The organism is Corynebacterium sp. KPL2680, assembly GCF_040225675.1.
GTDB classification, from domain to species: domain Bacteria; phylum Actinomycetota; class Actinomycetes; order Mycobacteriales; family Mycobacteriaceae; genus Corynebacterium; species Corynebacterium rhinophilum.
Window position 1 is genome coordinate 18,033 of record NZ_JBEHFM010000011.1, and the last position, 22,293, is coordinate 40,325.

The window sequence follows — 22,293 nt, forward strand, 5'->3', positions numbered from 1 at the left end:
GATTAAGACTCCTTTGCCTTTGTCAGGTGTGGATCCGCCACGAACTGCAGCCCCTGGCCGGATGCGGAGGCAACCACGATGGTGCCATTGGAAAGAGCGGAAATATTTTGGGCATCGGCAAGCGTGGCAATCTCGCCGCGGGATTCGGGAACGCCCTTGTCAATGGAATAGGCGTGTGCGATGTTGTTATCGGTGGTGGTAACCCACGCGAGCTCGCGCGAGTCATCCCAGGCCACCGCCCACGGGGTACCGTCGACCACGCCGTATTGGTGCAGGCGGACGACGTCATCGGAAGTATAGACTGCGATCCGGCCGCCCTCGGTATCGGAGGCGAGCACGACGCCGTTATTACCCACCGCGATTTGGCCGACACCCTGGCCAGCGCGCAACCGGCCGCCGGCGCGGTCATTGGGCCAATCGATATTCTGGATCGTGGAATCCGAACGCTGAATGCGCACAATCCCGTCATCGCCATCCGCATTGGGAACGGCGAGCATCTGGTCCGATCCGGCCTCTACGGAGATTTCGCCGTCCCGCGTGCCATCCTTGTACCGGCCCACCACAGCGGAATCGTCTGCGGTGACAAAGACCTCGCCGGTCGAAATCTGGGTAGCGGCGGTGACCTGGAAGTCCTCATCCATGTTGATTTCTTCCGGTGATTCCGGCGCAGAAGGCTCGATGAGCAAGACCTTGTCCTGGCAAGCCAAGACGAATCCAGATTCAGAAGAGCTTAAATCGCCGCAGGTGGAATCGATATCGATGCTCTTAGCCTTGTTGGCCCCAAAGTCATCCTGGCTGCCAATGTGCACCTGGTCTGCGGTGCGAACGGCAATCGTATCTTTTACCGCAGCCAGATCCGTAATGTCTTCATCGAAATCGATGACCGTGCCGGTAGGATCGGTGTCACTGGGAGATGCGGCCGGGGTGGCGTTGCCCTTTACCGCGGTTTCGGGATCACCGCCTACGCCCACGGTGGAATCGCAGGCGGCCAGCGCAGCAGTGGAGAGTGCTAGCAAGCTGGATAGTACGAGTGTGGAGCGGGATCGTGATTTCACGGATACTTATCCTAACAGCGCGCGTTGTGATTTCCCGAAGCCGTGCGCGACGGTAGTGTATGGCGGGTGATTTCTGATACCGCGACCGAAGCAGTTTCTTGGGCACAAGTTATCGTCTTATCCATTGTGCAGGGCCTTACGGAGTTTCTCCCAGTAAGCTCCTCGGGGCACCTGCGCATTGTTTCTGAGCTCTTTTGGGGCAACGACGCCGGCGCTTCTTTTACCGCCGTTATCCAGCTCGGCACCGAGCTTGCCGTGCTGGTTTATTTCGCCCCGATGATCTGGCAAATCTTATCCGGGTGGTTCCGCGGGTGGACCAATCCCGCCTCGCGCGGGCAGGACTGGCGCATGGGCTGGATGGTCATCGTCGGATCCATTCCCATCGGCGTCATCGGTTTGGTCTTTGAAGACGCCATTCGTGGGGCGCTGCGCAACCTGTGGATCACTGCCACGATGCTGATCGTCTTCTCCTTCGTCTTCATCGCCGCAGAGCGCGTCGGCTCCAAAAAGCGCGGTTTTGAGGAGCTGACGATGAAAGATGCCATCATCATGGGTCTGTGCCAGTGCTTGGCGTTGATTCCTGGCGTGTCACGTTCGGGCGGCACCATTTCCGGTGGTCTTTTCTTGGGGCTCGATCGCGAGGTGGCCACGCGCTTTAGCTTCCTCTTGGCCATTCCGGCAGTGCTGGCGTCGGGGCTTTTTTCGCTTCCCGATGCCTTCGCGCCCGAGGCCGGCCAAGCCGCTTCCGGTATGCAGCTGCTCGTCGGTACCGGCGTCGCCTTTGCCTTGGGCTACGCCTCGATCGCGTGGTTGCTGAACTTCGTGGGCAACCACTCCTTTGCATGGTTTGCGGCCTACCGCATTCCCGTGGGCATCATCGTGATGGTTCTGCTTGTCTTGGGAGTCCTACAGCCCATTTAAATCGACCCATAAAGAAGCGTTAGGATAGGTCCATGCATTCTTGGCCAACACCTTCTTTTAGCCCCGTCCCAGGCGATGCGGCACAGCTCTATCTCTACGATTCCGCGAATCAAACCAAGGCCCCCGTGCAGGTAAAGGGGGATACCGCCACCATGTACGTGTGCGGCATTACCCCGTATGATTCGACCCACTTGGGTCACGCAGCCACCTATCTCACTTTTGACCTGATTTACCGGCAGTTCTTGGATGCAGGCAAGAAGGTCAATTACGCGCAAAATATCACCGACGTCGATGACCCACTCTTTGAGCGCGCGGAGCGCGACGGCGTTGATTGGCGCGAACTCGGCACCTCCCAGATTGACCTTTTCCGCTCCGATATGGCGCTTTTATCGGTCATTCCGCCGCAGCACTTCATTGGTGCCATGGAAGCAGTCGATGAGATCGTGGACATGGTGCAAAAACTATTGGATAACGGCGCCGCCTACGTGGTCGATGACCCTGAGTACCCGGATGTATATGCCTCCATCGATGCCACCGAGGAATTTGGTTATGAATCCAACTACTCGATGGAACAGATGCAGGAATTTTTTGCCGAGCGCGGCGGGGACCCCGATCGTCCAGGCAAGAAGCACCCCATGGATGCCCTGATTTGGCGTGCCCACCGCGAAGGTGAGCCGGCGTGGGAGTCTCCCTTCGGTCCAGGCCGCCCCGGCTGGCACATCGAGTGCTCTGCCATCGCCACCAATTACTTGGGTAGCACCTTTGATATCCAGGGCGGCGGCAGCGATCTGAAGTTCCCGCACCATGAATTCTCCGCCGCGCATGCAGAGGCGGCATTGGGCGTTGACCGCATGGCGCAGTTCTATGTCCACACCGGAATGATCGGCCTGGACGGCGTAAAAATGTCCAAGTCCCTGGGCAACCTGGTCTTCGTGCACAAGCTTGTGGAGCAGGGCGAGGATCCCTCCGCTATTCGCCTCGGCGTATTTTCCGGTCATTACCGCGCCGAGCGGGACTGGTCCGATGAGGTGCTCGACCAGGCCAAGAACCGCCTGGCCACTTGGCGCTCTGCCCTCGAAACCCCTGGGTCCCTGTCGGCTGCGGAGGGTGCGGTAGCGGGGCTTCGCCAAGCACTTGCCGATGACCTCGATACCCCCACCGCGCTGCGCGCCATCGACGATTGGGCAGGCAGCGACCGTGGCGAAGACGAGGAAGGCGCTGCAGAGTTGGTGCGTACAGCACTTAATTCGCTGCTCGGCGTGCAGGCCTAGCCAACTTAAGGCAATATCGACAGCATGAGCATTCGCGCAGATTTCCAACCCACCGTTGATGAGTTCATTGCTGATCTTAAGTCCTTTGCCACCGGCGATTACCTCAAGGACGAGGAAAAAGAGTTCTGGGAGGCGCCGTTTGACGCGGCGGTGCTCCCAGAACTTAAAGGCCATCTCGAGCAGATGTTGGATGGGCTGGACGGTTTGCCGGACGATCCTGATGGCGGCCAGCTCGCCGCGGTATTGAATAAGACCGTGCAAAAAATCGCTACCTTTAATCGCAAACAGCACGATGCCGTGGTGGAGCCGGAGGAAAAGGAAGAAATCGCCGAGCTTATGTACAACGCTTCTGCGGCTACCGGTGCCGATGATGAGGCACTCTCACAGATCCCCGAGTTGGACTTCTAAAAACCTTTACGCCTGCAGCCTACTGTGGGTAAATTTCTACGGTGACGTTGATTGATCACCGCGCAGCGCGAATATTTCCTCCCCGTTGGGCCGTAGTTCTATGCCGGAAAAGCCGGTGGAGTGTGTATGACCACAGAAAGTGATTCCCAGCCTTTGTCCCGTCCCGCGGCGATTTTCTGGGATATGGATGGCACCTTGACCAACTCAGAGCCCTTGTGGGGTGAGGCGACGTACTATCTTTCGGAAGTGCTGGGCAAGCGCCTGACACCCAGGCAACGCATGGATACGGTCGGGGCTACCTTTCCTACGACGCTGCGCATTTGCGCTGATAATGCGGGAGTTTCCTTGGGCGAAGGCGACGTCGAAGCCTACCGGCGCAAGATGTTTGATTATGTGAAGACTCTTTTTGCTGGCCGCCTAGAAATCTTTCCCGGAATCCCGGAGCTTTTAACCGCGCTGCACCAAGACGGCATGCCGATGATGGTCACGACGAATACGGATCGCGACGTCGCGGACGCAGCCATCGCGGTAATAGGCCGGGAGTATTTCGTGGACACTATTTGCGGTGATGAAGTCCCCACCGGCAAGCCCGCTCCAGACATGTACTTGGAAGCGGCTTGGCGCCTTCAACTTGATCCAGCTCAGTGCCTCGTATTCGAAGACTCTCCGGCCGGTATGCGCGCGGCCGTTGCCGCGGGGTGCACCGTTATCGGTTTGCCCGAGGATGAAGGCGTGGAAGTACCGGAGGGGGTAGTGGAGATCTCCCGGCTGCGCGATTCTCGCCACCTTGCGGGCGCACGCCATGTAGATGTCTATGAATGGTTCCGGGCTATCCAGGAAATGAAATAAAACCCTTCGCATTGACCGCTTACCTGTGGAACAATAGGTAGCTGTGAAGGATTTTGAGACACTTTTTGCTGAGCTACTGAACAAAGCAGACCAGAAGCCCGAGGGCTCTGGGACCGTCCAGGCGTTGGAGGAAGGCGCCCATCATATTGGCAAAAAGATCATCGAAGAGGCAGGCGAAGTATGGATCGCCGCCGAATACCAGTCCGACGAGGAACTGGCGGAAGAAATGTCGCAGCTTATCTATTGGACGCAGGTCATGATGATCAAGCGCGGCCTGCGGCCTGAAGATATTTATAAATACCTATAACTTGTTGCTCACCTGCGGTGGAGCAGACTTCCTGGAGAACAGTATGATCAAAATTGCAGTACCAAATAAAGGTTCCCTATCAGAAGCGGCTTTAGAAATCCTTGGTGAGGCCGGATACAAGGGACGCGGTCACTCCAAAACCCTAAATGTGGTGGATCTAGACAATGGGGTGGAATTTTTCTTCCTCCGCCCGAAGGATATCGCAATCTATGTCGCCCGCGGCGTGCTCGACCTCGGGATCACAGGGCGCGATTTGGCGCTCGATTCCAACGCCCAATTTAAAGAAGTCCTCTCACTTGGCTTCGGTGACTCAACATTCCGCTACGCCGCACCCCAAGGAGAAGGGTGGGATATCTCTCACCTTGAGGGCAAGCGCGTAGCAACGTCGTACCCGAATTTGGTCCGACAGGACTTGGCGGAGAAGGGGATTTCCGCCGATGTGATCCGTCTCGACGGCGCGGTGGAAATATCCATCCACTTAGGTGTGGCCGATGCCATTGCCGATGTCGTGTCAACTGGTACTACGCTGCGACAGCAGGGTTTGGCCCCTTTTGGTGAGCCCATCGTCAGCTCGGAAGCTGTCGTCATTAAACGCCACGATGCAGAGGTGACGCCGGAAGAGCAGGTTGTCTTGGGCCGCATCCAAGGTATTTTGCACGCTCGCACCTACCTCATGATCGATTACAACATCGCGGAAGAAAATCTGGACAAAGCAGCTGGTGTTACTCCGGGCCTGACTGGGCCGACGGTTTCACCGTTGGCGCGACAGGACTGGGTGGCGGTGCGTGCGATGGTTCCGCAAAAGGAAGCCAACCAGATTATGGATCGACTTTCCCAACTCGGTGCGGAGGCAATTTTGGCTTCCGATCTCCGTATTGCCCGCTTTTAGGGGGAGTATTAAATTCTTGGTCGTCCCAACTGGGGCGAAACGTGGCTACCATTGGCGCTTGAGATTATTCACTCGGACATCATTCTCGACAGGCAAAGGAGCCGCGCCATCATGGCAAAGTCGTCTAAGAAAGAAGAAAAAGACACTAAGTCTGCCGCAAAGCAAGCGGAGGATAAGCAGGAGGATAAGACCACCCATTCTGCACAGCAAAAGGTAGCTGAGCAGAAGAAACCAAAGACGTCGAGCAAAAACACTCGTACGGAAACCGACCTGATCGGTGATTTGGAAATTCCTGCTGACGCCTACTTTGGTGTCCACACCGTCCGCGCGATGGATAACTTCCAGATTTCCTACGTGACCATTAACACCATTCCGCACTTCATCCGCGGCATGGTGAAGGTCAAGAAGGCCGCCGCGATGGCCAACCGTCGCCTGCACGTGCTGCCGAAGAAGAAGGCAGAGGCCATCATCTGGGCATGTGACCAGATCTTGGACGAGGGTCGCTGCATGGACCAGTTCCCTCTCGATGTATTCCAAGGCGGTGCCGGCACCTCGTTGAACATGAACACCAATGAGGTCGTTGCCAACCTGGCACTTGAGCACTTGGGGGAGGAGAAGGGCTCCTACGACATCATCAACCCCAATGACGATGTCAACATGTCCCAGTCCACCAACGACGCTTACCCAACTGGCTTCCGTCTGGGCCTGTACGCTGCCATCGATGACCTCATCGTGCGCATCGACAGCCTGCGTTCCGCATTCCAGGACAAGGGCAATGAGTTCCAAGACATCCTGAAGATGGGCCGTACCCAGCTGCAGGATGCCGTGCCCATGACTTTGGGCGATGAATTCAAGGGCTTTGCTAATAACCTGAACGAGGAGCAGGCCGTTCTGCGCGACGCACAGAGCCGTTTGCTGCAGATCAACCTCGGTGCAACCGCCATCGGCACCGGCGTTAACACTCCAGCCGGCTACCGTCACCAGGTAACCGCCGCCCTGTCTGAAGTCACCGGCTTGGAGATGAAGACTGCAAGCGACCTTATCGAGGCCACCTCTGACTGCGGTGCCTACGTCTTCTTGCACTCTGCCATCAAGCGCGCTGCCATGAAGCTCTCCAAGATTTGTAATGACTTGCGCCTGCTTTCCTCTGGCCCGCGCGCTGGCCTGGGCGAGATCAACCTGCCCGCCCGCCAGGCAGGTTCCTCCATCATGCCGGGTAAGGTCAACCCAGTTATCCCAGAGGTTGTCAACCAGACCTGCTTCAAGATCTTCGGCAATGACCACGTTGTGACCATGGCCGCAGAGGCTGGCCAGCTACAGCTGAACGTGATGGAGCCGGTCATTGGTGAGGCACTGTTCCAGTCCATCCGCATCATGGGCAACGCGGTCGACGCGCTGCGTGAGAAGTGCGTCACCGGTATTACTGCTAACGCTGATGTGTGCCGCCAGTACGTGGAGAACTCCATCGGTATCGTTACCTACTTGAACCCATTTATTGGCCACCACAACGGTGATGAGGTTGCAAAGGAATCCCTCAAGACCGGCAAGGGCGTCAAGGAACTCGTGCTGGAGAAGGGTTTACTTGATGAGGCAACGCTGAACAAGGTCCTGTCGGTAGAAAACCTGATGCACCCAGAATTTCGCGGTCAGCTTTTCCTCGATGACAACTAAGTAAAGTTCGCGATCCGTAGTGCCGCATGAGGTGGGCGATGCCCATCCTCATGGTGGCGCCCACCATTCCGCACACACCGTGTTTACTTCTCCGTGGAAAGCGGAAAAAGTATTCCATGGTGTGTGCGGTCTCTTACGTGAATGCCTGACTGGTGACTCACGGTTCCATAGTGCAGTGGCATGGAAATATACCGAACGGTTTATAACGCGAGGTAGAACACATGTGGGAAGCAGCACAAACGGGCGGAATATGTAAATAAAGCAACATATTCAGGGCAAAATAGAAGTGTAAGGGTGGTCCACGACCGGCAGGCTAAGGCGGGTCCACCACGTGTAGTTGAGAACGTGTGGAGCGTATCCATGGTTATTATTCATATTGTCATCGTTCTCGCGGCCATTATCCTGGGTGCGAGAATTGGGTCCATAGGCATCGGCATGGCCGGCGGCCTAGGCGTTCTCCTTTTGGGCGTTACGGGAGTTCCCGTAACCAGGGAAGACATTCCGTTCGACGTCATCGCCATTATTATGACGGTGATTGCGGCCATCGCCGCCATGCAAAAGGCCGGCGGCATGGACTATTTGGTTCACGTGGCCGAGAAGTTCCTGCGCAAAAACCCCAAAAAGATTACGTTTTACGCACCCATTGTGACCTGGTTGATGACGGTCTTGGCCGGTACCGGGCACACGTCCTTTTCCACGTTGCCGGTCATCGTAGAGGTAGCCAAGGAAGGCAAGGTTCGCCCGTCGCGCCCGCTATCTATCGCGGTTGTCGCTGCGCAGATGGGTATTTGTGCCTCGCCGATTTCTGCTGCAGTTGTCATCCTGGCTGGTCTGCTTGAGCCCATGGGGGTGGGGTACCTCCAGGTGCTCGGAGTGCTGATTCCAGCTACCTTCCTGTCCATCTTCCCGGCAGCTTGGCTTGCCAATAAGTTTGGCAAGGAACTAGAAGATGATCCTGTATACCAAGAGCGCAAGGCCCAAGGCCTGGTCAAAGAACCGATTGGTGCTAGTAAATATGAGCCAAAGGAAGGAGCTAAGTCTTCCGTAGTCATCTTCCTCATCGCCATCGTCGTCGTCATGGCGTGGGCTACCATTTCTTCCGAACAAGTTGGCCTGATTACGGATCCCACGTTGCCGCGCAATGAGGCAATCATGACCGTCATGCTCTCGGCCGCGACGATCATCGTCTTGAAAACCAAGATTCCGACCGGCGACGTCCTCAATACTCCGGTATTTAAATCTGGTATGTCCGCCTGCATCTGTGTGTTGGGCGTTGCGTGGTTGGGAACCACCTTGATCAACCACTACTTGGACGATATTCAAGCGCTGGCCGGCGACGTCATCGAAGCTTCGCCATGGTTGCTGGCAGTGGTGCTCTTCTTCGCCGCAGCCCTGCTGTACTCGCAGGCTGCCACCACCAAGGCGCTCATGCCCGCCGCATTGGCGCTAGGTGTTAACCCGGTTACCGCCGTGGCCGCATTCCCAGCAGTATCTGCTCTGTTCATCCTGCCGACGTACCCAACGTTGCTGGCAGCTGTCGAAATGGATGATACGGGCACGACCAAGATCGGCAAGGCCGTATTCAACCACCCATTCCTTATCCCCGGCGTGGTCAGCATCGTCGGTTCCGTGCTCCTTGGCTACGCACTCGGTGCGGTAATCATTTAGCGAGTCTTCGAACTCGAGGTCCTTGTGGCGTCTTCTCCGCGGAGAGGGCGCCACTTTTATGTGAAAGCTCCACCAAAAGAAATGTTCTGCCTCACAGTTTATACCCCCATGCGACTTGGCTAATGTCAGAAATCGGTAGGGTAGGTGCCATGACTACGCAGCCATCCGATGTTGAAATCGCTCAAGCCCATAACCTGCAGCCGATTGCGGAAATCGCAGACAAAGCAGGAATCCCAGAAGATGCAGTAATTCCTTTTGGTTCCACAAAAGCCAAGGTGGATATCACTAAGGTGGACTACGCCAAGGATAAGCGCGGCAAGCTCGTGTTGGTGACAGGAGTGTCCCCAACACCTGCCGGGGAAGGAAAATCTACGGTCCTCATCGGCTTGACCGATGCGCTGGATCAGATCGAGAAGAAGGCCATCGTGGCCCTCCGTGAACCATCCCAAGGCCCGGTAATGGGTATCAAGGGTGGTGCCGCGGGCGGCGGCTACGCCCAGATTGTGCCGATGGAGGATATCAACCTGCACTTCACCGGTGACTTCCACGCCATTGCCGCGGCTACGAATACGCTTGCGGCCATCATCGACAATCACATTCACCAGGGCAACCAGCTGGGCATCGACCCGCGCCGCGTGACGTGGCAGCGCTGCGTCGACGTGAACGACCGCGCATTGCGCAATGTGGTGACCGGCCTTGGTGGATCGGCACACGGCGTGCCGGCAGAAACGGGCTTTACCATTACGGCGGCCTCCGAGATCATGGCGATTTTGTGTTTGGCGACGAGCCTCGATGACCTCAAGCAGCGGCTCGGCGATATTACCGTCGGGTTTACCTATGACCAGCGGCCGGTGACCGCGCGCGAGCTCGATGCGGAAGGCGCGCTGACCGCGCTGATGCGCGATGCCTTGAACCCGAACCTCGTGCAAACCCTCGGCGGGGTGCCCGCACTCGTGCACGGTGGCCCCTTCGCCAATATCGCGCACGGCTGCAACTCCTTGCTGGCGACGCAGACTGCCCTGCAGTTCGGCGATATCGTGCTGTCTGAGGCCGGCTTCGGCGCGGATCTCGGCGGCGAGAAGTTTATGGATATCAAGTCCCGGTTTGGTGACCTGGACGTGGCCGGCGCGGTGGTCGTGGCGACAATCCGCTCGCAGAAGTACAACGGGGGCGTTGCCAAGGATAAGCTCACCGAGGAAAATGTTGAGGCTCTGCAGAAGGGCATCGTCAACCTTGAGCGCCACGTAGAAAACCTGCGCAAGTTTGGTATCAAGCCCGTTGTCGCGCTGAACCTCTTCTGGTCCGATACGGAGGCGGAGCGCCAGTTTATGCGCGATTGGGCCAAGGACTTCGGCGTGGCCTTGGAAGAGGCCAACGTCTGGGCCGAAGGCGGCGCGGGAGCGACGAAGCTGGCCGAGACCTTGCTGGAGAACCTCGAGGGCGGCGCGCAGCAGCTCTATGATCCTGAAGAAGGCATCGAGGCCTCCATCGAGACCATCGCCCGCGAGATCTACCGCGCGGACCGCGTGGAATACGGCTCAAAGGCTGTGAAGGACTTGCAATACATCAAGGACAATGGCTGGGATAAATTACCCGTGGTCATTTCCAAGACGCAGTATTCCTTCTCGGATGAAGCAACCGCATTGGGCGCTCCGGAAGGCCACACGCTGCACGTGCGCGAGCTACTGCCGCGCACCGGTTCGGGGTTTATCGTGGTGCTTACCGGCAACGTGATGACCATGCCGGGCCTGCCCAAGAAGCCGGCGGCCAATAATATCGACGTCGCCGCCGATGGCACGGTATCCGGACTGTTCTAAAAGGAGTTAATCCGCCGCGGAGCCCGGCCAACCCGGGTACTCCGGCGGCGTGCCGCCAAATTCGGGGCAGATCGCCTGATGCGCGCACCAATTACAGAGCTTGGAGCGTTTCGGGCGAAAATCCCCGGCGCGCCCATCGGCCTCAATCTTGGCCCACAGCTGGCCTAGATCGCGCTCGAAGTATTCGAGTTCCTCCTGGGTAGGGGCTAAAAACATCGAATCCAGCACCTTTAGATACATCAGTCGTAGCTGGTGGGGGATTGTTCCCAACAAGCGCCAATACACTAGGGCATAAAACCGCATCTGGAATTGGGCGCTGTGGGAAAAGCGCGGTGCTGGTTTCTTGCCCGTTTTATAATCCACGACGCGCACCTCGCCGGTGGGGGCGCGGTCCACGCGGTCAATAAACCCGCGCACGGGCACGCCGTTGGGCAGAACCGTGTTGACATACATCTCGGTTTCTTGGCAGTCGAAGCCCTGCGGGTTTTCCATCTGGAAATAGCCTTTGAGCAGTTCGCGGGCGGCGACGAAGAAATCATACGTCTCGTCTTCGGGCACGAGCTCGAGCAATTCAGCGTCCTTTTCTGTCATCGCGGCCCAGCTTGGCTTAATCATCTTTACTGCGGCTGGGTAAGTGCGCTCTTCGCGCGGGAGTTTATGCGTTTCTTCTAGGACCGCGTGGACCAGGGTTCCCTTAACTTGGGCGATGGTCTTGGGCTCGGGAATCTTGTCGATGGCCCGGAATCGATAGAGTAGCGGGCACTGCTGGTAGTCGGAGGCCCGCGAGGGCGACAGGGCAAGAGGGCGGGGAGTAGATGAAGTAGCCATGGTGTATCTAGCCTATCGCTGATAGTTTCGTGGCAAGCTAGAAGGTATGAGTTATACCGATAAGTTCCTTGATTTCTTGGCGGCTTCGCCGTCGTCGTACCACGCCGCGCATGAGGTAGCGCGCCAGCTGCAAGAATCTGGTTTCCATGTCCAGGATGAGTGCGAGGACTGGTCGGCGGCACCGGGCGGGCACGTGATGGTCCGCGGCGGTGCAGTTGCCGCGTGGTACGTGCCGGAAGGCGCCGATAAGAACTCCGGTTTCCGCGTCGTTGGCTCGCATACTGATTCGCCGGGCTTGGCGCTTAAACCCACGCCCGATTTTTCCGCTGCGGGCTGGCAGCAGGTAGCGGTGGAAATCTACGGCGGCGCCTTGCTGCACACGTGGTTTGACCGCGAACTTACCGTCGCCGGCCAGGTCGTGACCACGGATGGGCGCCAGCACCTCGTGAATACGGGCCCAGTCCTGCGCCTTCCTTCGCTGGCCATTCACTTGTACCGCAAAGATGAGTTCAAGCCGGACCGCCAAAAGCACATGCAGCCGGTGCTGACAGTTGGCGATGAAGAGGCGTCGATCCTGCAGGTGGTGGGGGAGCAGGCGGGCATCGCCAAGCAGGATATTGCTTCCTTCAACCTGATTACGGCCGATGCCGCCCGGGGTGCCGTCTTTGGCGCGGGCGAAAAGTTCATCGCGGCTGGCCGCATGGATAACCTGTCCTCGGTGCACGCCTCGCTGGAGGCTATGCAACGTGCCGCGCAGGACTATGATGGCTCCGATATTTTGGTCATGATGGCCTTTGACCACGAGGAAGTGGGCTCGAGCTCCCGCTATGGTGCCGCCGGGCCGATCCTGCAGGACGTGCTGACTCGCACCGCCCGCGCGCTGGGGGCCAATGAAGAGGAGCGCTTCCAGATGTTCGCGCGTTCTAGCTGCGTGTCTGCCGATGCCGCGCATTCGGTGCACCCCAATTACGCGGATAAGCACGACCCCACCCACCAGCCGATCATTGGGCAGGGCCCAGTGACCAAGATCAACGGCAACCAGCGCTACGCCTCCGATGCACAGACGATTGCGCTGTGGGAGACCGCGTGTGCCAAGGCTGGGGTGACGGTGCAGCGTTTCGTGGGCAATAACGATGTGCCGTGTGGCTCGACCATCGGCCCGATTACCGCAACGCGGCTGGGTATCGACACCGTCGATGTGGGCGTGCCGATGCTGTCGATGCACTCCGCGCGCGAGATGGTGGGCGAGCAGGACCAAATATGGCTCTCGCGGGCGCTTGAGGCATACTTGAAGGGTTAGTACCCACAACCTCGAGGAGTTTTGCGGCATGGCTTATTCTGGCCCCTTTTCCTATGGCGACCGCGTGCAGCTGACGGACGCCAAGCGGCGCCACTACACGGTCATTTTGAAAGAAGGAGGCCAGTTCCATTCCCATAAAGGCATAATCAACCACGATGACATCGTGGGGATGGATGAAGGTTCCGTCATCGAGTCCACCTTGGGCTCGTCCTTCCTGCTCTTCCGCCACCTCATGGTGGATCACGTCCTCTCGATGCCGCGCGGCGCCGCCGTTATTTATCCCAAGGACGCCGCGCAAATCTTGGTCGAGGGCGATATTTTCATGGGCGCCCGCGTGCTGGAGGCCGGTGCCGGCTCCGGCGCCTTGTCGATGTCCCTCCTGCGCGCCGTGGGCCCCGAAGGCCACGTCTATTCCTACGAGATCCGCGACGATCACTTGGAGTACGCGGTCGATAACGTCGAGGAATACTTTGGCAGCCGCCCCGAGTGGTGGTCGCCGCGCCTAGGGGATCTTGGCGAAGTTACCGCTGAGGACCTCGGTGGCCCCGTTGACCGCATCATCTTGGACATGCTTGAGCCCTGGGAGAACTTGGAGACCGTACGCGATCTGCTGATCCCCGGCGGCGTGTTCATGACCTATGTGGCAACGGTCCCGCAGCTGATGAAGGTCATGGAGGGGATCCGCGAGCTGCAGTGCTTTACAGAGCCGAAGGCATGGGAGTCCCTGGTGCGCGAGTGGAAGGTAGAAGGCCTGGCCACCCGCCCAGAGCACCGCATGAATGCGCATACCGCATTCCTCATTTGGACCAGGCGGCTTGCCGATGGCGTCACCCCGCCGCGCCCCCAGCGCCGCGCCCGCAAATAGTATGCGCACTATTTAAGTACACGGATGTAATTAATTGCTAAAGTGGCCTCGCTCATACCTTTTCGCGCGTTAAAGTGGTGTGCATGGATGAAGCCACGGATAATAAGCGGCAACTCAGCCAGCTTGCTGCGCGCAATCAAAAGCTGGTGGAGCTTTTACAGAAATCGCGCGCCGAGCTTGAGCAGTTATTTGCTGAGGTCAATGCACTTGCAGAGCCTGCCTCTACTTACGGTGTCTTTTTGGCCTACTCGCCGCACCAAAGCGAGGTAGGAACCACCGCGGAGGTCTATACCAACGGCCGCGTCATGCAGCTCAAGGTCTCTCCCAACGTGGAGTCGGGCAGCCTGCAGGTGGGCCAACAGGTCCGGCTGGGCGATGGCTTCGTGGTCGTCGAAGGCTGCGCCCCCACGAGCACTGGCGAGCTTGCCACCGTGGTCGAGCGCTTGGACCAGCGCCGGGCCGTCGTGGCTAATTCTGCGGGGGATAACCGCGTCGTTCTCCTCGCACAGGCGCTGCAAGAAAGCGTGCGCGCGGGCGAGGTCGTGCTGTTAGATACCAAGGCCTCCGTGGCCGTGGAAAAGGTGGATCAAGCAGAGGTATCCCAGCTCTCGCTGGAGGAAGTGCCAGATGTGCGCTACGAGGATATCGGCGGCCTAGACGAGCAAATTTCGCAGATCCGTGATTCCGTCGAGCTGCCCTTTATCCACCCAGAGCTCTACAGGGAATATGGACTGCAACCACCCAAGGGTGTATTGCTTTATGGCCCACCGGGCTGCGGAAAGACGCTCATTGCTAAAGCAGTGGCGAACTCTTTGTCTACCCAAATGGGGGGAGATGGATCCAGCTACTTCCTCAATGTTAAGGGCCCAGAGCTGCTGAATAAGTACGTCGGCGAAACAGAACGCCGCATCCGGCTGATCTTTGAGCGCGCACGCGAGCTCGCCCAGGCCAGCGAGGATCGCCCGGTGGTCATCTTCTTTGATGAGATGGAATCCATTTTCCGCACCCGCGGATCCGGGGTCTCGTCCGATATGGAAACCACCGTCGTTCCACAGCTGCTAACGGAGCTCGACGGCGTGGAGGGCCTCAGCAATGTGGTCATCATCGGCGCCACCAATAGGGAAGAGCTCATTGACCCCGCCATCATGCGCCCGGGTCGGCTGGATATGAAGGTGCGTATCAACCGCCCCACCAAGCGCGGCGCGCGCGAGATCTTCGCCCGCCACTTCGATCCGTCCATTCCGCATGTGGGTGATATTGACGAGCTCATTGGCGATGCCGTGGATGAGCTGTATAGCGATAGGCCGTTTGCACAGCTGCACTTTAGCAATGGGCAGCGCCAGGTCCTGCACTACCGGGATTTCGTCTCTGGCGCGATGATTGCCAATATTTTGGCCCGGGCTAAAAAGCTGGCCATCAAGGAAGCTTTATCGCACCACGGGGCGGAGCGCGCCGTGGAGGAAGGCACTGGGGGCGTTGAAGGGGGCATCGGCAAGCAGCACCTGCGGGCAGCCATCGCCGCTGAGCAGGAGGAATCGGAATACATGCCCACCTCAACCAACCCCGAGGAATGGAGCAAGATTGTCTCCACGGATCACAGCGGTTCGCGCGTGACCAGTGTGGAACTTTTAAGCGGAAGGAGCTGTACGTGGCCCGCGTGCTAGGAACGGAAACGGAATACGGTATTTCTACGCCTGATTCGCCGGAGGAATCCCCAATCATTACCTCGACCCATGCGGTTGTGGCCTATGCCGCGCTGTATACGGGGGCGCGTTCGCGCTGGGATTTTGCGGAGGAACACCCCTTGCGGGACTCGCGCGGTTTCGATCTCAAGCGCTACGATACGGTTCCCGTGGTAGACCCCAATGCGGTGGGGGTAGCCAATGTTGTCACCCCGAGCGGGGCGCGGTTCTATGTGGACCACGCCCACCCCGAATATTCGGCTCCGGAGTGCACGAATGCTTGGGAGGCGACGCTCTACGATGCCGCCGGCGATTACACCCTGCTGCAGGCACGGGATGCCGTGGCGGAGCTGACGGCACAGGGAAAGTCCGTCTTGGCGGACCGGCAGCCGTGCCCGCCGCTACGGTTGTATAAAAACAACGTCGATGGCAAGGGTGCCAGCTACGGTTCGCATGAAAATTATCAGTATGCCCGCAGCACCGATTTTTCGGTCATGGCCCAGGCGTTGATCCCCTTCTTCGTGGCCCGGCAGGTCGTCATTGGTGCTGGGCGCATGGGGCGCGGTGAGTTTGGGGAGGAACCGGGGTTCCAGATTTCCCAGCGCGCGGATTATATTGAGCAGGAAATTTCCCTGGAAACCACCCTCAATCGCGGCATTATCAATACCCGCGACGAGCCCCATGCCATCCATGATGATTTTGGCCGCCTGCACGTCATCATTGGCGATGCGAATATGTCGCAGACCTCGACGCTGCTGAAATTGGGCATGACCTCGCTGGTGCTCGATGCCATTGAGGCGGGCACGGACTTTAGCGACCTGCGCTTGGCCGATGCCGTCGCGGAGGTCCCCCTGGTAAGCCGCGACCTTGAATTGCGCCACCGGCTCACGCTTGCCGATGGCCGCACATTCACCGCCCTCGAGCTGCTCAACGAATACCGCCGCCGCCTTCAGCCGGAGACCGACGCCGATCACAAGGTGCTGGCGGCCTGGGACGAGGCAGTAGAGCTGCTTGCCGATGACCCCCTCAAGGCCTCCCACCTCTTAGATTGGGTGGCCAAGTACCGGTTGATCAAGAGCTACTTGGACCGCGGCATTGCCCCAGATGATCCCAAGCTGCGCCTTATTGACTTGCAATATGCAGAAATCGATCCGGAGAAGTCGCTGCACCATGCACTGGTGCGCAAGGGCCAGATGCGCCAGCTCTTTAGCGCCGAAGATTTGCACCGCGCTGCGGCCGAGCCGCCCGCTGGTACGCGGGCATATTTCCGCGGGCGCATAACGCAGAAATTCGGCGAAGATATCATCGCTGCCAGCTGGCAAAGCCTCACCCTGCGCCGTGGTGATAAGGACGGACACGCCCGAAACGGAGTCTGGGCCACCGTGGCCATGGATGATGCCCGCGGGCTCACCCGCGCGGACTGCGAAGACATCATCGATGACGCAAGCAGCGTAGAAGAGTTGCTCGAAGGCCTTGCTGCCATCGGTATCCAGCCCGAGTATCGTAAGTAATGATCACCTAATACGACGAAAGGATGACATCGTGTCCAATTCGAATCGCCAGGTCACTAGCAATAACGGGGGAAATGACCCCGAGTCAGAGGAAGAATTTACCGCAACCCAGCTCAATATCAACACCTCCGGCACTGATGATCTCCTAGATGAGATCGATGGCCTGCTGGAAAATAACGCGGAAGAATTCGTCCGCTCCTACGTCCAAAAGGGCGGACAGTAGGCATGGAATCCACCCGTCCCGTTTTTGCCCGGCGCATCATGGGTATCGAGACCGAATATGGCCTGTCCACGGCGACGCCGAAGAGCCAGCGGGCATTAAGCCCGGATGAGGTTGCGCGCGTGCTCTTCCGGCCGATCGTCGAAAAATACGCCTCGTCCAATATCTTCGCGACCAATGCCAGCCGCCTATACCTCGACGTCGGCTCGCACCCTGAGGTAGCTACCGCCGAGTGCGATAGGCTTAGCCAGCTGATCGCCTATGAATGCGCCGGTGACCGCGTGATGAACCGCCTTGCGCTGCAAGCGGAAGATGCGTTGGCCGCAGAAGGAAACGAGCGGCCGGTCTACCTGTTTAAGAACAACGTGGATTCCGCCGGGCACTCCTTTGGCTGCCACGAGAATTACCTCATTAGCCGCCATATGGTGCTCAAAGATCTGGGCGTAGAGCTCTTACCCTTTTTGATTACCCGCCAACTTATCTGCGGAGCGGGAATGGTGCAGCCTGCCAAGGGCGATCAACCCGCGCAATTCCTCTTATCCCAGCGCGCCGACCAGGTATGGGAAGGCGTCTCGTCTGCAACCACTCGGTCCCGGCCCATTATCAATACCCGCGATGAGCCGCACGGGGATTCCAAGCGCTTCCGCCGGATGCACATCATCGTCGGCGATTCCAATATGGCAGAGCCCACCATCGCATTGAAGGTCGGCTCCACCCTGCTCATGTTAGAGATGCTGGAGGCAGGCTTCGAGCTGCCCGAACTCGAGATCGCGGATCCCATCCACCACATTCGCACCATCGCGCGAGATGTGACAGGCTCTACACCGCTGCCGCTTGTTAGCGGGGGAACCATTACCGCCCTAGAAGTCCAGCAGCAGCTCTGTGCGCGGGCGCGCGATTGGCTCGCTCACCGCGAGGATGCCGGCACCCCCACGTCGGAATTGGAGCGTGTGGTTGACCTGTGGGAGCGCATCCTGCGCGCCATTGAGACCGGAGATTTCTCCGGCGTAAACCGCGAGATTGATTGGGTCATCAAGTTCGAGCTGCTCGAGCGCTACCGCTCGCGCTTGGGCGGTGACTGGGCGCATCCGAAACTTACGCAGGTTGATATGACCTATCACGATATCCGGCCCGGGCGAGGTTTGTATGACGTGCTGCTGCGCCGCGGGATGATCGAGCGCTGGATTGAAGATGAAGACATCGAGCGTGCAGTATCGACCGCGCCGCCGACCACGCGCGCGGCCTTGCGCGGCGCGTTCCTGACTGCCGCCGAAGACTGCGGCGCGCACGTGACCGTGGATTGGACGCGGCTGAAGGTCAACCGCCCCGAACCGCGCACCGAGGAGCTGCTGGACCCTTTCGCGTCCACCGATCCACGCATTGAAGCATTGCTAGACTATATGCACGATAATCACGCCTAAGGCGTGCACATTGAGCACAGGGGAGAGTAGACAACGTGGTGGCATCACGATCCACGCCGAGCCGGCAGGATGCGGCGGTAGAAAGGCTCACCAACCTATCCTTTGCGCTGCAAGGAGCGGCGAATTCGGGTGGTTCACCGGACCGTTCCGCGGCGTGGATTCGCAGCCACGTCGCAGGCTATAGCGATAAATCCGACGAGGCTTTTACCAAGGCCCTGGCGCGCGATATCGCCACTTTGCAACGCGCCGGAGTCCCCATCGTGCACACCGGTGGGGAAGACGGCGCCTCATACCGCCTCGACCAAAGCAATTACCAGCTCCCACCGGTGGAATTTTCGCCGGAAGAAGCGATGGTGCTAGGTATCGCAGGGGGAGTGGGAACCCCGGGTGGATTGAGCGATTTCTCCCTGTCCGGGTGGACCAAGATCGCCGCCTCGGGCGCTTCTCGCAACCTGGAGGGCGCGCCCGTCTATACCGCGGTCAATGACATCACCCGCCTTGCCCCCGAGGTCATCACCTTCGTCCTCGCCGCCGTGCGAAATAAAGTCCGCATTACCTTTGCCTACCGCCCCCACCCGGCAGCAGAGACAGTGCGCCGCACCATGGATCCCTGGGGAGTGGTCAACCATCAAAGCCGCATCTATATCGTTGGCTTTGATGTGGACCGCGCCGCCCCGCGCGTCTTCCGGGCCTTAAGGCTTTCCGATATCAAAAGGTCGCACCAACCGGCTGAGCATATCGAGCCGACGGTGGACATCGACAAGCTCGTCAAAGAGGCGCTACAGCGCGGCGAAAAGGTGGATGTGACCCTGCATATCCCTGAAGGTCAAGCCCAAGAGCTAGAAAGCGCGGGGGAGCGCACCGCCGAAGGCACCGTAGTGCTGACCGGGGTCCAAAAAGATTGGTTGGTGCGCACCGCAGCGGTCTATGCCCCAGAAGTAAAAGTGCTCGATCCCCCTGAGGTGCGCACTGACATCATTAACCTTTTGCGCGCAGCCGCCAACCACAACGGAGCTGAGTAAACCAATGGCCGATGGATCTCATAAACTGCAAGCGCTCGTCCGGTCGCTCAACCTCATCCCGTATTTTCAAAACCATCCGGATAAAACCCCGATGGAGGCGGCCGCGGATTTGGGGATGGACCCAGGAGAGCTAAAAGATGCCGTGGACCGGCTATTTTGCTCTGGGACCGGCCGCAATACCGAAGAGCTCATCGATCTCTCTTTCAGCTACCGCGATGGGGTCACCATCTACAATGACCAAGGTCTGGGACAAGCATTGCGGCTTACGCCGACCGAGGCGGGCGCGCTCTTACTTACCCTTGAGTCCCTCGAGGCTATGCCTGGGCTGTTGGATGCGCGGGCGATTAAGTCTGCCGCGGCGAAATTGCGCTCCATTATGGATGAACGCACGCTGAGCATCTATGACACGTTATCGACGGTGGACCCGCAAGAATCCGACATCCAGGCAACTTTGAACCGCGGGCTTAATGAAAAACGGCGCATCCGAATGCGCTATTGGAGTGCTTCATCTAATAAGGAAACCGAGCGTCTAGTTGATCCGGCCCGGATTTTCATCGTGGATGCCGAGCCCTATCTTGCGGCGTGGGAAGAAGAAAAGCAGGGGCACAGGACCTTTCGTATTGACCGCATCAAGCATGCCGAGTTGACCGAGGAGACTGCTCATCCGCGCCTTAAAGAGCTGGATTTCGACGCTGCAGCACCCTTTAATTTAGGTACGGCGGATTCCGTGGAATTAATCATTCATGAAGAATTCACCTGGCTTGCAGAATACTACGATATGCAACTAGGCAAGCGATTAGAAAACGGCAGCATAGCTGCAACGATGCAGGTGGGGTCCGTTGATTGGCTGGTTCGTTTTGCGCTCGGTCAGGCCGATAGGTTACGCGTTACAGCCCCTCAATCTATTGTGAATCTCATTGCGAAACGCGGAAATGCCGCGTTGAAGGGCTATACTTAAAATTCAGTTACTGCACGCACATGCGTCTTAAAATTGCCTCGCGAATTTTCCCGCGAAGTCAGGGAGCGCGGCGGCCATCTGGCGCAGGCAAAGAAGAACCGAAAGAGGATCTTATGACCTTAGGACCATTGGAAATCGGCCTGATTGTTCTCGTCATCATCTTGCTATTTGGCGCGAAGAAATTGCCGGATCTTGCTCGTTCCATGGGCCGCTCGATGCGCATTTTCAAATCTGAGGTCAATGAAATGCAATCGGAGGACACCAAGCGCTCTGAGACCCAAGCTCAACTGAGCCAGAAGCGCCAGCAGTCCGATGAGGAGTTCTGGAACCGCCCAGATATGCAGCCTGGCCACCAGCAGGGAAACTCTTCCTCCCAGAATTAACGCCTGCCAGCTAAAAAGGCGAACACGCTCTGCCTATGCACTCGTCGGCCGTGTCGGAGACCGGCCCTCAGAAATCGAGTGGGCAGGGTAGTGTTCGCTCTTGTGCGTTGAAAGAGCCAAATTGATGTCCTCACAGTCCAACCCTGCCGGTGAACACGGATCCCGCGTGCGCCGCAAGCGGCGAGGTTTTTCACGCAAGCCCAAGAACCCAACGGGCGAGATGACCTTAGTGCAGCACCTGCAAGAGCTGCGGCGAAGGATCATTATTTCCTTGCTTGCCTTGGTTATCGGCGCGATCATCGGTTTTATTTGGTACCAGCAGGCGCCCTTCCGGATTCCACCGCTGGGAGAAATCCTGCGCGAGCCTTATTGCTCATTGCCGGAAGATAAACGAGCCAACTTCAATAACGATGGCGAATGCCGCTTGCTTGCCACCAGCCCCTTCGAGATGCTCATTTTGCGCCTGAAGGTCGGTGCGTTGGCAGGTACGGTTATTTCGTCCCCAGTCTGGCTCTACCAGGTGTGGGCATTCATCGTGCCAGGCCTGCATAAGAATGAGCGCCGCTACACCTTGAGCTTCGTCGTTGTAGCCGTCTCCCTCTTCTTGGCGGGCGCCATCTTGGCCTACTTCATCTTGTCCGTGGGCCTAGAATTCCTCATCGGTATCGGCGCTGAGTATCAAACCGCAGCATTAACTGGTGAGCGGTATTTTTATTATCTTTTAGCGATGTTGCTCATCTTCGGCATCAGCTTCGAGGTTCCATTATTGGTCGTCTCACTCAACCTCATCGGTATCTTGGAGTATAACCACGTCAAGGATAAGCGCCGCATCATCATCGTCGTGGTGATGATCTTCGCTGCTTTGGTGACGCCAGGCCAAGAACCGTTCAGCATGCTGGTCTTGTCCGCCTGCCTGATGCTGCTTATTGAGATTGCCTTCCAGTTCTGCCGCATTCACGACAAGCGCCAGAACCGGCAGCGTCCTAACTGGATGGATCTTGATGATGAATCCGCGTCTGCGCTAGACGAAAGCCCCACTGGCGTGGGCGGGCCCGCGCCTGTCGATGCCCCGTCGGGCGTATATGCCTCGCCTAAGCCTGCGGCAGCTGGGGCGTCATCGCAGACCGTCCGCACGGAAAATCGGGCTTCGGATAGCACTTCCCAACGGGCTGAGGATCGCAAGGGTCCGCAGCGACCTACCGATGAAGGCGGCTTTTTCGGCGATGTGCTTTAAGCACGGGTAGCCT

At 58.2% G+C, this 22,293-nt stretch carries 21 protein-coding genes; 19 read left to right on the plus strand and 2 right to left on the minus strand.

Features of this window, described 5'->3' with window-relative positions:
- Positions 1-2: 2 nt before the first annotated feature.
- Positions 3-1,055, minus strand: a complete 1,053-nt coding sequence (locus tag ABRP66_RS06880; protein WP_284852392.1) for an NHL repeat-containing protein — start codon at positions 1,053-1,055, stop codon at positions 3-5.
- Positions 1,056-1,121: 66 nt separating this feature from the next.
- On the opposite strand from ABRP66_RS06880, the gene ABRP66_RS06885 reads away from it, so the two are divergent.
- The 9 genes from ABRP66_RS06885 to ABRP66_RS06925 all read left to right on the plus strand — a co-directional run bounded on the left by ABRP66_RS06885 (position 1,122) and on the right by ABRP66_RS06925 (position 10,856).
- Positions 1,122-1,976 (plus strand): undecaprenyl-diphosphate phosphatase, encoded by an 855-nt coding sequence (locus tag ABRP66_RS06885; RefSeq protein ID WP_284852393.1) that lies wholly within the window; start codon positions 1,122-1,124, stop codon positions 1,974-1,976.
- Positions 1,977-2,008: 32 nt separating this feature from the next.
- Positions 2,009-3,247, plus strand: coding sequence for a cysteine--1-D-myo-inosityl 2-amino-2-deoxy-alpha-D-glucopyranoside ligase (gene mshC, locus ABRP66_RS06890; RefSeq protein WP_284852394.1), 1,239 nt, complete (start codon positions 2,009-2,011; stop codon positions 3,245-3,247).
- Positions 3,248-3,271: 24 nt separating this feature from the next.
- Positions 3,272-3,655: a hypothetical protein gene (locus ABRP66_RS06895; protein WP_284850136.1), complete on the plus strand. Its 384-nt coding sequence runs from the start codon at positions 3,272-3,274 to the stop codon at positions 3,653-3,655.
- Positions 3,656-3,781: 126 nt separating this feature from the next.
- Complete coding sequence (locus ABRP66_RS06900; protein WP_284852396.1) at positions 3,782-4,504, plus strand: HAD family hydrolase; 723 nt, start codon at positions 3,782-3,784, stop codon at positions 4,502-4,504.
- A gap of 43 nt (positions 4,505-4,547) precedes the next feature.
- Positions 4,548-4,811 (plus strand): phosphoribosyl-ATP diphosphatase, encoded by a 264-nt coding sequence (locus ABRP66_RS06905; protein WP_005279188.1) that lies wholly within the window; start codon positions 4,548-4,550, stop codon positions 4,809-4,811.
- A gap of 43 nt (positions 4,812-4,854) precedes the next feature.
- Entirely contained in the window at positions 4,855-5,700 is an 846-nt protein-coding gene (gene hisG / locus ABRP66_RS06910) for an ATP phosphoribosyltransferase (RefSeq protein ID WP_284850138.1), read from the plus strand.
- Between the two features lie 111 nt (positions 5,701-5,811).
- A complete protein-coding gene (gene aspA, locus ABRP66_RS06915; RefSeq protein WP_284770659.1) occupies positions 5,812-7,371 on the plus strand; it encodes an aspartate ammonia-lyase in 1,560 nt (519 codons plus the stop codon).
- A gap of 360 nt (positions 7,372-7,731) precedes the next feature.
- The gene (locus tag ABRP66_RS06920) at positions 7,732-9,039 is read left to right on the plus strand and encodes an anaerobic C4-dicarboxylate transporter (RefSeq protein ID WP_284770660.1); all 1,308 of its coding nucleotides are present in this window, start codon (positions 7,732-7,734) and stop codon (positions 9,037-9,039) included.
- Between the two features lie 149 nt (positions 9,040-9,188).
- Entirely contained in the window at positions 9,189-10,856 is a 1,668-nt protein-coding gene (locus tag ABRP66_RS06925) for a formate--tetrahydrofolate ligase (RefSeq protein WP_284852397.1), read from the plus strand.
- Positions 10,857-10,862: 6 nt separating this feature from the next.
- On the opposite strand, the gene ABRP66_RS06930 is transcribed toward ABRP66_RS06925, so the two are convergent.
- Positions 10,863-11,684: a RecB family exonuclease gene (locus tag ABRP66_RS06930; RefSeq protein WP_349838503.1), complete on the minus strand. Its 822-nt coding sequence runs from the start codon at positions 11,682-11,684 to the stop codon at positions 10,863-10,865.
- A gap of 46 nt (positions 11,685-11,730) precedes the next feature.
- Between ABRP66_RS06930 and ABRP66_RS06935 the strand changes: the two genes are divergently transcribed.
- The 10 genes from ABRP66_RS06935 (at position 11,731) to tatC (ending at position 22,280) form a co-directional block, all read left to right on the plus strand.
- Positions 11,731-12,984, plus strand: coding sequence for a M18 family aminopeptidase (locus tag ABRP66_RS06935; RefSeq protein ID WP_284852399.1), 1,254 nt, complete (start codon positions 11,731-11,733; stop codon positions 12,982-12,984).
- A gap of 28 nt (positions 12,985-13,012) precedes the next feature.
- Positions 13,013-13,849, plus strand: a complete 837-nt coding sequence (locus tag ABRP66_RS06940) for a tRNA (adenine-N1)-methyltransferase (RefSeq protein ID WP_284852400.1) — start codon at positions 13,013-13,015, stop codon at positions 13,847-13,849.
- Between the two features lie 83 nt (positions 13,850-13,932).
- Positions 13,933-15,513: a proteasome ATPase gene (gene arc / locus ABRP66_RS06945; RefSeq protein WP_284852401.1), complete on the plus strand. Its 1,581-nt coding sequence runs from the start codon at positions 13,933-13,935 to the stop codon at positions 15,511-15,513.
- Positions 15,498-17,042 (plus strand): depupylase/deamidase Dop, encoded by a 1,545-nt coding sequence (gene dop / locus ABRP66_RS06950; protein ID WP_284852402.1) that lies wholly within the window; start codon positions 15,498-15,500, stop codon positions 17,040-17,042. The genes arc and dop overlap by 16 nt, the downstream gene beginning before the upstream one ends.
- A gap of 31 nt (positions 17,043-17,073) precedes the next feature.
- A complete protein-coding gene (locus ABRP66_RS06955) occupies positions 17,074-17,265 on the plus strand; it encodes a ubiquitin-like protein Pup (protein WP_284637330.1) in 192 nt (63 codons plus the stop codon).
- Between the two features lie 2 nt (positions 17,266-17,267).
- The gene (gene pafA, locus ABRP66_RS06960) at positions 17,268-18,683 is read left to right on the plus strand and encodes a Pup--protein ligase (protein WP_349838504.1); all 1,416 of its coding nucleotides are present in this window, start codon (positions 17,268-17,270) and stop codon (positions 18,681-18,683) included.
- A 35-nt stretch (positions 18,684-18,718) separates the two neighbouring features.
- Entirely contained in the window at positions 18,719-19,705 is a 987-nt protein-coding gene (locus ABRP66_RS06965; RefSeq protein ID WP_349838505.1) for a helix-turn-helix transcriptional regulator, read from the plus strand.
- Positions 19,706-19,709: 4 nt separating this feature from the next.
- Positions 19,710-20,663 (plus strand): helix-turn-helix transcriptional regulator, encoded by a 954-nt coding sequence (locus ABRP66_RS06970; RefSeq protein WP_349838506.1) that lies wholly within the window; start codon positions 19,710-19,712, stop codon positions 20,661-20,663.
- A gap of 113 nt (positions 20,664-20,776) precedes the next feature.
- The gene (tatA, locus tag ABRP66_RS06975) at positions 20,777-21,046 is read left to right on the plus strand and encodes a Sec-independent protein translocase subunit TatA (protein WP_284770669.1); all 270 of its coding nucleotides are present in this window, start codon (positions 20,777-20,779) and stop codon (positions 21,044-21,046) included.
- Between the two features lie 124 nt (positions 21,047-21,170).
- Positions 21,171-22,280 (plus strand): twin-arginine translocase subunit TatC, encoded by a 1,110-nt coding sequence (tatC, locus tag ABRP66_RS06980; RefSeq protein WP_349838507.1) that lies wholly within the window; start codon positions 21,171-21,173, stop codon positions 22,278-22,280.
- Positions 22,281-22,293 lie beyond the last annotated feature (13 nt).